Annotated in this window: 14 protein-coding genes; 5 read left to right on the top strand and 9 right to left on the bottom strand. The window is 68.1% G+C overall.

The annotated features are described in order from the left end of the window. Positions 1-88: 88 nt before the first annotated feature. Positions 89-1096: a TIGR04024 family LLM class F420-dependent oxidoreductase gene (locus NO978_RS00690; RefSeq protein WP_257297580.1), complete on the top strand. Its 1008-nt coding sequence runs from the start codon at positions 89-91 to the stop codon at positions 1094-1096. 27 nt (positions 1097-1123) lie between these two features. On the opposite strand, the gene NO978_RS00685 is transcribed toward NO978_RS00690, so the two are convergent. From NO978_RS00685 to NO978_RS00655, 7 genes are all read right to left on the bottom strand, one after another. After that, positions 1124-2182, bottom strand: coding sequence for an AbrB/MazE/SpoVT family DNA-binding domain-containing protein (locus tag NO978_RS00685; RefSeq protein WP_257297579.1), 1059 nt, complete (start codon positions 2180-2182; stop codon positions 1124-1126). 2 nt (positions 2183-2184) lie between these two features. Then, positions 2185-2856 (bottom strand): phosphate signaling complex protein PhoU, encoded by a 672-nt coding sequence (gene phoU / locus NO978_RS00680; protein ID WP_257297578.1) that lies wholly within the window; start codon positions 2854-2856, stop codon positions 2185-2187. A gap of 4 nt (positions 2857-2860) precedes the next feature. Continuing rightward, positions 2861-3760, bottom strand: coding sequence for a phosphate ABC transporter ATP-binding protein PstB (gene pstB / locus NO978_RS00675; protein ID WP_257297577.1), 900 nt, complete (start codon positions 3758-3760; stop codon positions 2861-2863). Beyond that, positions 3753-5363, bottom strand: coding sequence for a phosphate ABC transporter permease PstA (gene pstA / locus NO978_RS00670; RefSeq protein WP_257297575.1), 1611 nt, complete (start codon positions 5361-5363; stop codon positions 3753-3755). The genes pstB and pstA overlap by 8 nt, the downstream gene beginning before the upstream one ends. Continuing rightward, positions 5363-6424, bottom strand: a complete 1062-nt coding sequence (gene pstC / locus NO978_RS00665; protein ID WP_257297574.1) for a phosphate ABC transporter permease subunit PstC — start codon at positions 6422-6424, stop codon at positions 5363-5365. Before pstC ends, pstA begins: the two co-directional genes overlap by 1 nt. Before the next feature lie 97 nt (positions 6425-6521). Further along, the gene (locus tag NO978_RS00660) at positions 6522-7709 is read right to left on the bottom strand and encodes a substrate-binding domain-containing protein (protein ID WP_257297573.1); all 1188 of its coding nucleotides are present in this window, start codon (positions 7707-7709) and stop codon (positions 6522-6524) included. A 399-nt stretch (positions 7710-8108) separates the two neighbouring features. After that, positions 8109-8720, bottom strand: a complete 612-nt coding sequence (locus tag NO978_RS00655) for a hypothetical protein (RefSeq protein ID WP_257297572.1) — start codon at positions 8718-8720, stop codon at positions 8109-8111. Positions 8721-8836: 116 nt separating this feature from the next. On the opposite strand from NO978_RS00655, the gene NO978_RS00650 reads away from it, so the two are divergent. The 3 genes from NO978_RS00650 (at position 8837) to NO978_RS00640 (ending at position 12364) form a co-directional block, all read left to right on the top strand. Then, positions 8837-10537: a thiamine pyrophosphate-binding protein gene (locus NO978_RS00650; protein WP_257297571.1), complete on the top strand. Its 1701-nt coding sequence runs from the start codon at positions 8837-8839 to the stop codon at positions 10535-10537. Between the two features lie 70 nt (positions 10538-10607). Further along, positions 10608-11030 (top strand): SHOCT domain-containing protein, encoded by a 423-nt coding sequence (locus NO978_RS00645; RefSeq protein ID WP_257297570.1) that lies wholly within the window; start codon positions 10608-10610, stop codon positions 11028-11030. Between the two features lie 119 nt (positions 11031-11149). Next, entirely contained in the window at positions 11150-12364 is a 1215-nt protein-coding gene (locus NO978_RS00640; RefSeq protein WP_257297569.1) for an inorganic phosphate transporter, read from the top strand. A gap of 15 nt (positions 12365-12379) precedes the next feature. Here NO978_RS00640 and NO978_RS00635 read toward each other — a convergent pair whose 3' ends face one another. After that, positions 12380-12814, bottom strand: coding sequence for a universal stress protein (locus NO978_RS00635; RefSeq protein WP_257297568.1), 435 nt, complete (start codon positions 12812-12814; stop codon positions 12380-12382). A gap of 1 nt (position 12815) precedes the next feature. Then, entirely contained in the window at positions 12816-14237 is a 1422-nt protein-coding gene (locus tag NO978_RS00630) for an FAD-binding oxidoreductase (protein ID WP_257297567.1), read from the bottom strand. 141 nt (positions 14238-14378) lie between these two features. Between NO978_RS00630 and NO978_RS00625 the strand changes: the two genes are divergently transcribed. Next, positions 14379-15350, top strand: coding sequence for an NADPH:quinone oxidoreductase family protein (locus NO978_RS00625; protein WP_257297566.1), 972 nt, complete (start codon positions 14379-14381; stop codon positions 15348-15350). Positions 15351-15354: the final 4 nt, after the last annotated feature.

Genomic DNA, 15354 nt, shown 5'->3' with positions numbered 1-15354 from the left:
CACACCGAGTGAGTTCATCTCGGTTCCACGTTCCTTGCACGAAAATGGGGAGTAATCAAGTTCCTACGGCTCCAACGCCCGCAGTATCGTGACAGACTATCACGTCCACCTGCCGGTCGCCGCACAGGACTCGGTGCAGGACTTCGTCGACATGGCAGTCCGCGCCGAAGAGCTGGGATACGACTTCGTCTGGCTACCAGAGACGTGGGGCCGGGACGCCGTCACCGTGATGACGAGCATCGCCCACGCCACGGAGGAGATCGGTATCGGGTCCTCCATCATGAACGTCTACTCGCGGTCGCCCGCGCTGCTGGCCCAGACTGCGGCGACGCTGCAGGAGGTCTCCGACGGGCGATTCCGCCTCGGCATCGGCCCGTCCGGCCCCGCCGTCATCGAGGGCTGGCACGGCATCGACTTCGGCAACCCCCTCCGACGAACCCGCGAGTACGTCGACATCGTGAAGATGGTGCTGGAGGGGAAAGAGCTCGACTACGATGGCGAGTACTTCAACCTCTCCGGGTTCCGGCTGCGCTGTGAGCCGCCCGAGCCGCGCCCGAAGGTCGACGCCGCCGGGATGGGCCCGAAGGCCGTCGAGCTCGCGGGCCGGTTCGCCGACGGCTGGCACGCCATCCTGTTCACGCCGGACGCGATGCGCGACCGCCTCGATGACTTCGACCGCGGGGTCGAGATGGGCGACGGCGACCGGAGCGAGCAGGACGTGACGCTCTCGCTGACCTGTGCTGCGCTCGACGACGGCGAGCACGCCCGCCACCTCGTCAAGCAGCACTCGGCGTTCTACGTCGGCGCGATGGGCACCTACTACCGCGACTCGCTGGCCCGACAGGGCTACGAGGACGAGGCCCACGAGATCGCCGCGAACTGGATGAACGGCGACCGCGAGGCCGCACTCGACGTCTTCACCGACGAGATGCTCGACGACTTCGCCGCCGCCGGTACGCCCGAGCGTACTCGCGAGGAGCTGGCGAAGTTCGCGGAGATCGACGGCGTCGACAACATCAGCGTGGGCTTCCCGCGCGCTGCCTCCCGCGAGGAGATCCACGAGACCCTCGACGCGCTCGCTCCCGACCAGCACTGAGTTCGGCCGCGAGACGGAGTTCCGCTCTCAGGGTGTCGACTCGCCGTCGGCGACCTCGACACCCACGTCGCCGGCGCTGGCGGCACGCGACCCGGCCGTCGTGGTCCCGAGCGCCGCCCGGGCGACGGCACGCCCGCCCTCGGCGGTACGCCCAACCGAATCGAGCGCGCGCAGCAGCCGTGGGTCGGCACCGGACGCCGTCTCGAACAGGGCCGTCTCGACGGTCTCCAGCGCCGCGGCGACCGACTCGGAGCGACCCAGCAGGTCAGTGACCTCGTCGACGGTTGCCTCCTCGAGCACCAGCCCGGTGGCGTCCTCGACGAGCGTTCGAGCGTCGGTCGCGACCGCCTCGAAGGACTCCCCGAACCCGTCGGGGAGTGGGCGCTCGACGGACTCCGCGACGCCGGCGAGGGTGACGCTGTCGTCCGCGAGTCGCTCGTACTCCCGGGCGACCCGGCAGTGCGTGAACAGCGCGGGGCGGCTCACCCCGAGCGCGTCCGTCTCCTCGAAGTCGGTGAGCGAGCGGTTGAAGTGGCGGACGACCATGCCCGCGAGCCGGTGGACCTCGGCCGCGCGTTCGCGAAGTTCGGTCGGGCCGCTGTTCTCGCCCGTGACCAGCATGTCGACGGCCGAGCGGTGCAGCGACAGCGCGATGAACTGCAGCTGGAGCACGGACTGCTGTACCGACACGTCGGCGGCGTCGAGGAGACTGCGGACGGTGACGGCAGACTCGTCCGCGGCGACGACCTGGAGTCCGACGGTGTCCCGGGCGACACTCGTGACCCGCCGCCTCTGGTCGTCGTCGAACCCGGCGGGCGCGGCCAGGGTTATCTCGTCGAAGCCGGCGGCACACAGTCCCCTGAGCACCTGCTCTATCGTCCCCGGAGCCTCGTCGTCGAGTTCGACGGTGCGCTCGGCGAGCCCTTCGCCGTCGGTCCGCGAGCTCCGGACGACGAGCGAGCCGTCCCCGTGGGTGTATATGTGAACGTCTTCGCCGGCCTCGATGTGGTGTTCGTGGGCCCAGTCCTTCGGCACCGAGACCGTGTACGTCGACCCGCCGACCTTCTGAACCTTTCTCCGTTCCATTGTCAGTAGATGAGCGTCCGGTCGCTATCGACCATGTAGGCCGTTCGCGCCGCGATGTTCACCGCGTGGTCACCGATGCGTTCGAGGTCGCGAACCGTCAGGAGCAGCCGGGAGACGTCGTCGAGGACGCGTTCGACGGACCACGCGTCCGTGATGTCCTCGCGCTCGATGAGCGCCCGGACGAGCTGCTCGCTCGCCCGCAGCCCGTTCGCGTCTACCGCGTCGTCCCGCTCGGCCAGCGCGTAACACGCGTCGACGTCGCGTTCGACGTAGGCCGTCATCGCATCGTCGACCATCGTCTGTACGTCTGTCGCGAGGGCGACCACGTCGATTTCGGGGACGCTGCTACGCTGTTCGGTCAGCGCATACGTCCCGAGGTTCGACGCGAGGTCGCCGATGCGTTCGAGGTCGGTGATTATCTTGAACGACGCCGCGACGATTCGCAGGTCCGAGGCGACGGGCTGCTGGAGGGCGAACAGGTCGAGGCATCGGTTCTCGATGGCGACGTACGTCTGGTTCACCGCTTCGTCGCCCTCGACGACGCGGTGAGCGGCCGCCTCGTCGCCCGCGAGGGCGTCCAGTGCGAGCGAGAGACGCTCGGTCACGAGCGCTCCCATCTCCGCCACCTCGGTCCGGAGGGTGGTCATCGCCTCCCGATAGCCTTCTCGCGCCACAGAATCACCCGAACTTGCCGGTGATGTAGTCGTCGACGCGCTGGCTCTCGGGGTTCTCGAATATCTTCTCCGTATCGTCGTACTCGACCAGCTCGCCGCCGGTGAGGAACACCGCGGTCTGGTCGGAGATGCGTGCCGCCTGCTGCATGTTGTGGGTGACGACGACGACGGTGTACTCCTCGGCCAGCTGCTCGATGAGGTCCTCGATCTTCGCCGTCGCAATCGGGTCGAGCGCGCTCGCGGGCTCGTCCATCAGGATGACGTCGGGGTCGACCGCGAGACAGCGCGCGATGCAGAGGCGCTGCTGCTGCCCGCCGGAGAGCCCGAGTGCGTTGTCGTCGAGCCGGTCGTTCACCTCGTCCCAGAGCGCGGCCTGCTTCAGGCAGCGCTCGACGAGGTCCATCTCCTCGGCGGTGTCGTCCCGACCGAGCAGACTGGGGAGCAGCCCGGTCTCGAGGTCGCCGTGCTTGCGCGGGCCGTACGAGATGTTGTCTTTGATGGACTTCGGGAACGGGTTCGGCGCCTGGAACACCATCCCGATGCGCTTTCGCAGCTCGACGAGGTTGGTGCGGCCGCCGTAGATGTTCTCGCCGTCGAACTCGACGGAGCCCTCGACGCGGGCACTGCTGATACGGTCGTTCATCCGGTTCAGACACCGGAGGAACGTCGACTTGCCGCAGCCCGAGGGGCCGATGAGCGCGGTGACGCTCTCCTCCGGGATGTTCATCGAGACGCTCTGTATGGCCTGCTCGTCGCCGTAGTAGACGTCGAGGTCCTCGACCGAGAGCTTCGCCTCGCCCTGGAACTGGTAGTCGCTCCAGGCATCTTCGATGTCCTCTGCTGTCTCGCCGGATGTGGTCAACTGGCTGTCCATCTGGTCCGTGTCGACGGTGTTACTACTCATAGTGCAGTTTCCTCCGGAAGTAGAGTCGGCTTGCGACGCCGATGGCGTAGAGTCCGAGAACGACGAGCAGCAGGACCAGCGCGGTCCCCCAGCCGAACTCCTGGTTGCTGTAGATCTCCGGGCGCGGGAACACCCCGGCCGTGATGGTGGCGTAGAGCTGGTACGGCAGCGCACTCGCCGGTTCGAGCAGCGCCTGGTTCGTGATGAACGGCGGCTCCGTGCTGAACGAGAACTGCCCGACGACGTTCGGGCTCTTGCTCGGGTACGGTGCGCCACCGAAGACGAGCAGCAGCGGTGCCGTCTCGCCGGCGATGCGGCCGACGCCGAGGATGACGCCGGTGATGGTGCCCGGCATCGCCGCCGGGATGACCACGCTCCGGATGGTCTGCCACTTCGAGACGCCGAGTGCGGCGCTCGCGTCGCGGTACTCGTCCGGAACCGCCTTGATCGACTCCCAGCTGGTGATGAGAACCAGCGGGAGCAGCATGAACCCGAGGACGAGCTGGCCGACGAAGATGGAGTTCCCGCCGCTGATCCGCGGGACGAGGAACGCCAGTCCGAACAGGCCGAACACGATGCTCGGCGTGCTCCAGAGCCCGTTGGTCGCCACCTCGACGACCTGCGTGAACCGGCCTTGGTCGGCGTACTCGGTCAGGAACACCGCGGCACCGACGCCGAGCGGGACGGCGAACAGCACCGCGCCGAACACGAGCCAGAGCGTCCCGACGACTGCCGGCATGACCCCCGGCGTCTCGACGAACAGGCTGCCGGTGACGTTCGTGACGAACGGCACCTCGATGAACGGGAAGCTGATGCTCGCGAACGGGACGTTCAGGTGGCCGCCCGTGAGGCTCGCACCGGTCAGGAACGTGTCGAGGCCGTTCTTGACGATGAACCAGATGAGCAGCGCCAGCACCGACAGCATGCTGAAGACGACGGTGCCGATGATGTAGAACGCACCCACCTCGCGGCCCTGGGCGCCGAAGCCCTCCTTCGCCTTCCCGGCGCTCCACACGCCGAGCAGCGTCGCAACCGAGACGAGCAGCGGGATGAGCTCGCTGCCGGGGAAGATGGCACCGGTCCACTCGGCCTCGTACACCCAGGTCGCGTCGAGCACCCCGGCGACGATGAGGCCGCCGAGGACGGCGAGTAGCACGGCTGACGGGACCGTCGACCCGATGTCCTCGCGGGGGAGCGTCGCCGTCAGGAGCCCGACCGCGCCCAGGACGAACGCGATCGGCCCCCAGTAGACGATGGTGTTGCCGATGTACTGCAGCGAGACGGCCATGCCGATGAACGCCCAGAGCGTGCCGAAGACGATGCCGACCGGCAGTCCCGCGGTCGGGGACGGGGTCGTGTCGAGGAAGCCGAATCGGGAGAGGACGCCGATGCCGGCGACGCCGGCCGCCATGAGGAGCAGCGCGACGCCGAACAGCGTCAGCACCGTCATCCCAAGCACCGTCCGGGTCTCGTCGATCCACTGGAACGTGGTCGCCCACGTGGCGAGGAACGTCAGGAAGGCGAGCCCGAGGACCGGCAGTGCGACCTGCCGCCCGAGCGTCGAGTGACCGGCACGCAGCTCGGTCTCGGTGGCGTTGCTCATTACTTCTCACCTCCGAGCTTCTGCTGCATCCGCCACTCGACCCACTGGGAGGCGATGCTGAGCACCATCACGGTAAAGAAGAGGACGACGCCACCCGCGAACAGCGCGCTCAGCTGGAGGCCGCTCGCGCTGCCTCCCTCGAAGGCGATGACCGTCGTCAGCGTCTCGCCGTAGTTCGAGAACACGTCGAACGCCGGCGAGGGGAACCCCTTCGTGTGCGAGAGCATGACGGTCGCGGCCATCGTCTCGCCCATCGCGCGGCCGACGCCCAGCAGGACGCCCGCAGAGACGCCCGACAGCGCCGCCGGCATCGTGACGCTCTTGGTCGTCTGCCACTCCGTCGAACCCATGGCGAGCGAACCGCTCTTCATGGACTCCGGCACCGTCGAGATGGCGTCCTCGGAGACGGTGACGACCGTCGGCAAGGCCATCAGGCCGATCATGATGCCCGCTGCGAAGTAGTTCCCGATGGTCGGCGTCCGGAACTCGGCGTAGAAGTACTGGTTCAGGATGGTGAGGCCGATGAAGCCGTACGTGATCGAAGGGATGCCGGCCATCAGCTCGATGCCAGGCTTGACGACCTCGCGGACCCGCGTGGGGGCCATCTCGCTGATGAAGATTGCGCCAGCGATGCCGAGCGGTGCCGCGATGGCGGTCGCGATGAGCGTCGTCAGCGCCGTCCCCATCATCATCGGGGTCAGCGAGTATATCTGTCCCTCGTTCGATGCTCCCCACAGGGGCTCCTCCGCCTTGGTCAGCAGACCGAGGCCCATGTGTTCGACGATGTCCTTGGATTCCCAGAGCAGGAACCCGATGATGAGCGCCAGTATCGACACCGTCGCGATAGTGGTCAGGAACGTCAACCCCTTCGCGACCTCCGCCTGCTGCCGCCGCCAGCCCACGGCGGTGACGGCGACAAAGCCAAGAAGTGGGATGACCGTCCACTTCGAGCTCTGAAAGAACAACACGAAGGTCAGCAGGGTCGTCAGCCCGCCAAGCGCGTGGATGAGGAGTGCCTCGTCGTCCGTCCGAGCGCGGTACGACCGCAGCCGCCTGGGCACGTCCCGAGCGAACTCGCCAGCGCGGTATGGTATCTGTTGTAGCATTCGTACTGAAATATGGTCGGTAGTACGGCGATTCCCGTCGTCGGGAACCGAGTTACGAGTAGTTCGACGCGGCGACCTTCTCGCGCTGGGTCTCGAGCCGGTCCGACGGGAGCTTGAAGTAGTTGTTCCCGGCGACGAAGATCTCCTGACCGAAGTCGCTCAGGATGAAGTTGAGGAACGCGGCCTCCTTGCGCGAGGTGTCCTCCCACGTGTAGGCGTGGAGGTCACGCGAGAGCGGGTAGTCCTCCGCACCGAGGTTATCGCCGTAGGAGTACGTCGTGTCGTCGATAACCAGGTCCAGCGGCGGCGTCCCGCCGTCGGGTTCGACGAACGCCAGCGCGATGTAGGAGATGGCGTTGTCGGCCTGGGTAATGGCCTGCTGGAGCTGCTGGTTCTGGCCGAAGCGCTGGTCCGGACTGATGGGTGCATTCGGGTCACCGAAGACGTTCGACCGGAACGAGGTGTCCGTCCCGGAGCCCTCTGCGCGGCCAAGCGCGAGGATGTCGCGGTCCGGGCCGCCGAGTTCAGACCAGTTCGTGATCTCCTGGCGGTAGATGGCGCGGAGCTCCTCGATAGTGATCTCCGTGACGCCGGCTTCGACGATCTCGTTGCTGGCCACGATGGGCTGGCCGTCGACGCCAACGACGTGCTCGACGAAGTTGTCGAGCGTCTCGTCGGAGGCGTCGCTTCCGGCGAGCTCTGCCTCGGCCGAGGCGGAGGAGTCGCCGATGTCGACCCGACCTTCCATGACGCCCTCGACACCAGTCCCGGAGTGGCTCAGCGCGATACTCACGCGGAACGACGGACGGGAGCGCTCGCCGGTCGGCTCGTAGCCGTACTGCTGGGCGAAGTAGTCGGCGAGCCGCATGTCGGTGCCGTACTCGTCGGCCCACTCGGTCGGCCAGTAGTCGCCGTCGCCGGCCTCCGGGTTGGAGTTCCAGTAACTCGCGCCGGTGTTCGTGATGGGGAACACCGTCGAGGAGCCGTCACCGGTCAGGACGGTCGTGTCCAGCCCGGACTCGTTGCTTTCCTCGTTATTCTGGGTGTTCTGGTCGCTGTTCTCGGTGTCCTGGTCGCTGTTCTCGGTGTCCATCCCATCAGTCTGGGTGTCGTCCCCTCCCTCCTCCCCATCGTTGGACTGGGAACAGCCAGCCAGCATGGTGAGTCCCGCGGCCCCTGTCGACAGGAGGAACTTACGACGTGATGCCACCTCTTCCAGACGCGTCGAGTCCTGCGTCATCAGGTGCAAGGAAACGAGTAGTATGTAAAGCGATTTATAATAGCGGTACCGACGGAACGGTTCCACTCCAAATCGGAACGGACACCACTGTACGGATACGTATGGTACGTCGACGATAAGTTGCCTATTGCGGAATATATAGAGATATCGAATGGTGAACCAGTACGCCGTAGCGGTTGTCCAGAGAACCATCGGAAAGCTGATGGGATAGGTGGCCGGTCAGCGCTGGATTCGCGAACGCGCCGGCAGGTCCCACCGACTGGCCGAACAGCACCTCGGCGATGAACTCGGGCAGGAGGGTCGCGTCGCCACTCGTGGATGGACGTTCTCACGACGGGCAGTCAGCAAACTGTTCCAGTAGTCCTGGCGGTTAAGTGGCTCACCGGAAGTAGACCGCTGTCACAGGGGCACCGGCGCGTGCCGAAGCACCAGTTCGACGCCGCCGAGCATCGAGAGCGTCAGGACCACGAGCGGGCCGTAGAACACGTACAGGCCGAGCGGGTCGGTGTCGCCGCTGCGGGTGAGAAACGTCACGAGAAGTGCCCACGTCACTGGGACGAGTGCGAGCATGGGGGCCAGCAGTGCCCAGCGTCCGAGGAGGTACGTCGGGACCGCTGCCTGGGCGCAGAGGACGAGCCAGCCGCCCGACACCAGCCGCGCTGCAAAGCGGAATCGTTCGTGGACGTACGTCCGCAGCAGCTCGGTGTGACGGCGCACCACCACCGCCCAGACGGCGAGCACGACGACCGCATGGAGAACCCCGACGGCGAGCGCGAGCGCGAGCGGCGGGACACGACCCGCGAGCCCAGCCGCTGGAGCGACGAGGACGACCGTCAGCAGGGTGGCGGCGACAGTCGTCGCACGCTGGCTCCCCAGTGCGTCTGTCGAGCCGACCGACATCGTCCGGACGTGCGAGTGCCCGACAGGTAGGTGTGACGGGTCGCTGGCGCGGGAGGGCGAACAGGCGACGCTGGTTTCGACGACGAGGACGTGGAACGGTGCGTCGCACACCCGCTGGGCGTCCCACGGCCGTGCTCAGTACACGCCGATGCTGGCCCCGCTATCCGACTTGAACCCTCGGTGCCGCCGTGCCAACGATTTTCACTCCCCCCGCCGAGGGGAGAACTATGAGCGAGTACACCGGCGCGGACCTGTTCGTCGACGCCCTCTCGGAGTACGGCATAGACTACGTCTTCGGCAACCCCGGGACGACGGAGCTCCCCGTGATGAACGCACTCGTGGATTCGGAGCTCGAGTACGTGCTGGGGTTGCACGAGGACGTGGCCGTCGGGGCAGCGGCGGGCTACGCGAGCGTGCGACGGCAGCGCGCGGACGAACTCGACGGCCTCCCGGTCGGCGTGGTGAACCTCCACGTCGCACCCGGGACGGCTCACGGACTCGGCAACCTCTACGGCGCAGCGATGGCGGGTGCACCGCTGGTCGTCACGGCGGGCAACCACGAGCGCGACTTCCGGGCCGAGGAGCCAATCCTCTCGGGAGACCTCGTCGAGCTGACCGACCAGTTCACGAAGTGGTCGGACGAGGTGCTCTCGGTCGAGGCGCTCCCCCGGATGCTCCGTCGGGCGTTCCGCGTCGCGTGCACGCCGCCGACCGGCCCGGTGTTCCTCGGACTCCCGATGGACGTGATGCGCGAGGAGACCGACGCCGAGCCGGAGCCACTCGGCGGCGCCGTCCAGAACCCGGGCCGGGGTGACCCCTCGGCCATCGAAGCGGCGGCCGACGCCATCGCCGAAGCCGACAACCCGGTGCTCGTCGTCGGCGACCACGTCGGCCGCCACCGTGCCTGGTCCGGCGTCGAACCCGTCGACGCGGCAGTAGACCTCGCGGAAGCGGGCGGGATGCGGGTGCACGGCGAGATTCTGGGCTACGAGGTGAACTTCCCGACGGACCACGAGCAGTGGGTGAGCAACGTTCCCCCCAGCGAGGACGTCGCCTCGACGCTGTTCCACACGGACACGCTCGTCTTCGCGGGTTGTTCGACGAACACGACGCTCTGGGGCCACGAGAACCCGCTCGTCCCCGAGGACGCGACGGTCGTCGACCTCACCGACGAGCCGTGGGAGGGCGGGAAGAACCAGCCCGCGACGGTCGTCACGGGAGACCTCGGGCACGTCGTGGACGAACTCGCAGACGCCGTGGCGGACCGGATCGACGACGAGACGCGTGAGGAGCGGCTCGTGCAGGTGGACGCGATGAAGCAGCTCGCGGCCCAGCAGATGGACGCGATGGCTGAGGACGAGGCCCCCGAGGGCGACGCGCGGGGGTCGAAGGCGGACCTCGTCGACGCGATGCACGCCGTCGCGCCGGACGCGCTCGTGATCGACGAGGGCGTCACGGCACGCTACGCGCTGCTCACGCGCTGGGACTTCGCGCCGGGACACCTGTTCGGCAACAAGGGCGGCGGACTCGGCTACGGCCTCCCGGCGGCCGTCGGCGCGGCTCTCGCGGAGGCAGAGCGCGAGGACCCCCGGACTGTCTTCGGATTCGTGGGCGACGGCTCCTACCTCTACTACCCCCAGTCGCTCAACACCGCCGTGCGCCACGACCTGGACCTCACCGTCGTCGTGCCGGACAACCGGAACTACCGTATCCTGAAGGACAACACGGCGGCCATCTTCGGCGGCGAGGTCGACGACTACGAGTACGTCGGGATGGACTTCGAGCCGGCGGTCGACCTCGCGGCGAACGCCGAGAGTCACGGCGCGACCGGCTTCACGGTCGAGCACCGCGAGGAGCTCGAGGCGACCATCGGGGCGGCCGTCGCGGCCGAGGGGCCGACGGTCGTCGACGCGTTCGTCCACGACTGAACCGTCGGGGGCGACCCCGCGACCGGGCAACCACCAAACGATATGGTCGAGGCGGTCGAACACTCCGGCCATGTCTGACCGAGCTAGCGGGTTCGACCCGGTCCACGGGGACTTCTTCGAGAAGCTCCCGGCCCTCGTGGTGTTCGCCACGCTGGCGGTCGCCATCGTCGGGAACGGGGTCGGGGCCTACGCCGTCACAGCGCCGCTCGTCGCCCTCGGGTTCGTCATCGTCCTCCCGCTGTCGTTCCTGTTCAGGGACGAGCTCCGGCGACTGTTCGGCCGCGAGCCCGACCCTGCGGACGGGCCGGACCCGACGAACGACGCGCTCGACGAACTCCAGCGGATGTACGCCCGCGGCGAACTCTCGGAGGCCGAGTTCGAGCAACGCACGGCGCGCGTCCTGGAGAACGAGGACGTAGAGCGGGTCCGGTCGCGAGTCGAGCGCGGGCAGGAACAGGCGTCAGACGACGAGCGCCGGGAGTTCGAGCGGTGAGCGATGCCCGGCCCGGGCGGGTACTTACTTCACCTGATAGCACCAACCGAGTGGTATGACAGTGACGCAGCGAACCACCTGCCGGAGAGTCTCGCCGTGACCGACCCGGGACGGGCCCGATGACCGATCTCGTCTTCTGGGGACTGGTCGTGGTGGCCACCCTGACGAGCCTCGGCACCGCGTGGACCCTCGGCGCGAACAGCAACTCGCCGCCGTTCGCACCGGCCATCGGGGCCAACGCCGTCTCGACGATGAAGGCCGCGTTCCTCATCGGCATCCTCGCGGCGCTCGGCGCGCTCACGCAGGGCGGAAGTATCTCCGAGACCGTCGGAGCGGGGCTCATCCAGGGAGCTACCATCACGTCGCTGGCGGCGACCGCCGGCCTGCTGACGGCGATGGCGTTCATGGCGTTCGGCATCTACTCCGGCTACCCGGTGCCGGCGGCGTTCGCGACGACGGGAGCGATGATCGGCGTCGGGCTTTCGCTTGGCGGGGACCCCGCGGTCGGGACCTACCAGCGCATCGCGACGTTCTGGCTGCTCGTTCCGCCGGTGTCGGGTGGGCTGGCGTACACGACCGCGACGCTCCTGCGTCGAGACGACATCCCCGAGACGGTCAGCATCCCGCTGTTAGCGGCCGTCGTGGGGGGTATCGTCGCCAACATCCGGCTGAGCGTCATCCCGTCGCCGACGGGGCACTCCCAGGAGTCCGTCGCGGGCTTCGTCTCGGGCACCGTCCCGTCGCCGACGGTCGGCCAGGTCGACCTACTGGTGCCGGTCGTGACGCTCGTCTTCGCCGTGGTGAGCTTCCAGTTCATCCGCCGGCGGACCCAGACGTCGGTCGAGAGAGGCATCAAGAGCTTCCTGCTCATCCTGGGGAGCATCGTCGCGTTCTCCAGCGGCGGCAGTCAGGTCGGACTGGCGACCGGGCCGCTGGAGAACCTCTACGGCGTCGAGCTCGGCCTGCCGGGCATCGCCCTGCTGACCGTCGGCTCGGTCGGCATCCTCGGCGGCGCGTGGATGGGTGCACCGCGGCTGCTGCAGGCGACCTCGCGGGAGTACGCCCAGCTCGGGGTCCGCCGGTCCATCGCGGCGCTCGTCCCCGGGTTCATCATCGCGCAGGCGGCCATCCTGCTCGGCATCCCCATCTCGTTCAACAACATCATCATCTCGGGCGTCATCGGCGGCGGACTGGCTGGCGGCTCGGCCGGTGTCTCCCGGCGGAAGATAGGGACGACGCTTCTCTTCTGGGTGCTGACCCTCGGCACGTCGGTCGTGCTCGGCTTCGGGGTCTATCGGGTCTTCGCGTTCGTCCTCGGCGGCGCGACCGGCTGAGCGCTCGGCCCCGCGTCAGTCTCTGACCACGGTCACGGTCATCGTCGCCTCGCTGACGACGGTCGTCGCGACGGTGCCGAGCAGCCGTGCCACGAGACCGTTGCGTCCGCCCCCGTGCCCGCCAATCACGATGTGGTCCACGTCGGTGGACTCGGCGAACTCGAGGATTGTCTCGGCGGGGTCGCCGGTCTCGACGGCCGTCTCGACGGTGTGACCGTGCTCCTCCGCGCGGCGCTTCCCCCGTTCGATTATCGTCTCGGCGCGGTCCTCGGCGGACTCCTCCCGGTCCTCGTCTGCGTCGAGGATGCCGCCCTCGCTCATCGAGGTGTCCAGCGGCGTCACGACGTTGAGCACCGTCGTCCGGCAGTCGTACGTCTCCAGTGCGTGGACGAGCGCGCGGTCGGACAGCGGCGAGCCGTCGAGCGGGACGAGGACGTGGCGGGGTGCCATCCTACTGTTCCCCGTCGCGGACGCGGTGTCCGTCGACGGTCTCCGGGAACATCTTGCCGGGGTTGAGCGTGTCCGTCGGGTCGAGCGCGCGCTTGACCCGGCGCATCGCGTCGACGGTCGCCTCGCCGTGCTCGCGGACGAGGTATTTCCGCTTGCCGAGGCCGATGCCGTGCTCTCCAGTGCAGGTGCCGCCCCGTTCGATGGCGAACTCGACGATGTCCCGGTATGCGGCCTCGCCACGCTCGACCGCATCGGGGTCGTCCTCGTCGACCAGCACGGAGTAGTGGACGTTGCCGTCGCCGGCGTGCCCGAAGCAGGGGATCAGGAGGTCGTGCTCGGCAGCGAGCTCCTTCGCGTAGCGGATAGCGTCCCCGTACTTCGAGATGGGGACGGTGATGTCACCGGGGTGGAGCGGCGTCAGCTCGGGGTCCCAGGACTCCATCGCGTAGGCGAGGTCCTTGCGGGCCGCCCACAGCTCGTCCATACCGGCGTCGGCCTCGGCCACCTCGAACAGGGTCGCGTCGTGGGCCGCGAAGACGGACTCACAGAAGTCGACCTCCTCGTCGATGCCGTGGTTGGCGTGGAACTCGACGAAGACGGTGGGTCGGTCGGGAAGGTCGGTGCCGGAGTAGGCGTTGGCCATCATCGCGCTCTCGGCGTCGATGAGTTCGAGCTTCGCCACGTCGACGCCGGACTGGACGGCGTCCTCGACGGCGGCGGTGGCGTCGTCGAGCGTCTCGAACTGCGCGCGGCCGCCGCGAATCTGTGCGGGTCGCCCAGCGAGTTCGAGCGTCGCCCGGGTCACGACAGCGAGCGTGCCCTCGCTGCCGATGAGGAGGTCGCGCAGGTTGTAGCCCGAGGAGGTCTTGACCGCCTTCGAGCCGGCCGTGATGACGGAGCCGTCGGCGAGCACGGCCTCGAGTTCGAGCACCCAGTCCGCGACCTCGCCGTACCGCACCGTCTGCATGCCACTGGCGGCGTTCGCAACCATCCCACCGACGGTCGAGATGCTGCCAGAGGACGGGAGCGGGGGGAACAACAACCCGTGCTCGCCCGCCGCGTCGTCGACAGCCGAGCCCATGACGCCCGGTTCGACGTCGATCTGGAAGTCCTCGGGGCGGACGTCGAGCACCGCGTCCATCCGGGTCAGGTCGAGGCTGATGCCCGCGTGCGCCGGCACGGCGTTCCCTTCGAGGCTGGTGCCCGCCGCGTACGGCGTGACCGGAACGTCGTGTCCCGTCGCAGCCTCGAGGACGGCCGAGACGTCCGCTGTCGACTCGGGGTACACCACGGCGTCGGGTAGCACCTCGTCGCCCGGCTTCGTCCCCCAGTCGCTGTCGTGGGCCTCCCGCGTCGGCTCGGCGAACGACACCTGGTCGTCGTCGAGAGCGAGTTCGTCGAGGAACGAACAGTCGTTTGTCATACGGAGACGTGGGGCGACCCCGGCGATAAAACTGTCTCCCGTGGTGGTCGTGGTCCCCAGCTGGATTGAACACTGAACTTGTGGATGGTTTCGCCGGTTGGCCGAGGCTTTTCCCGCCGGCGGTAGTACGATGGTTCGAACATGCGCGCCATTCAGGTCACCGAGTACGGCGGAAGCGACAACATCGAAGTCGTCGAGCAGGAGAAACCGGAGCCCGGCCCGGGCGAGGTCCGCATCGCGGTCGAGGCGGCGGGCATCAACTTCGCGGACATCATGCAGCGACGGGGCCACTATCCGGGCGGACCGGACGCGCCGTTCGTCCCCGGCTTCGAGGCCGCCGGTACCGTCGACGCGACCGGCGAGGGCGTCGACATCGAGGAGGGCTCGCGCTACGTCGGTATGGTCGGCGTCGGCGGCTACGCCGAGTACGCCGTCACCGATGTCGACTCCCTGTTCCCCATCCCGGAGGGGATGAGCTTCGCGGAGGCCGCGGGCTTCCCGGTGCAGTTCCTCACCGCCCACAACTGCCTGTTCGGCTGGGGCGGGCTGGAGGAGGGCGAGTCGGTGCTCATCCAGGCCGCCGCAGGCGGCGTGGGCACCGCGGCAGTACAGCTCGCCGACCGTGCCGGCGCGGAGGTGTTCGGCACCGCGAGCACACAGGAGAAGCTCGACCTCGCCGCGGAGCTCGGCTGTGATCACCCCATCAACTACACCGAGGAGGAGTTCGTCGACGTGGTGCAGTCCGAGACCGACGGCGCCGGCGTGGACCTCGCGCTCGACGGCGTCGGCGACGACGTGTTCTCTGACTCCATCCAGGCGACGAAGGACTTCGGGCGTATCGTTTCCTACGGCGCGGCCAGCGGCGTGCCCGGCACGCTCGACACCAGCGAGATGTTCTTCCGGAACCAGTCGGTCATCGGCTACCACCTCGGCCGTGCGATGGCCCGCAAGCCCCAGAAGGTGCTCGAGGCGGTGCCGGACCTGACCCAGGGGCTCAGCGAGGGCGAGCTGGAGGTTGTCGTCGGCGAGACGTTCGCCCTCGAGGACGCCCGCGAGGCGCACGAGTACATCGAGGACCGCAAGTCCGTCGGCAAGGTCGTGCTGGAGCCGTAGCGCG

The sequence above is a fragment of the Haloarchaeobius sp. FL176 genome (assembly GCF_024609245.1).
Taxonomy (GTDB): Archaea; Halobacteriota; Halobacteria; order Halobacteriales; family Natrialbaceae; genus Haloarchaeobius.
Note: the sequence above shows the minus strand (reverse complement) of the source record. Positions and strands in the feature narration are given on the sequence as shown.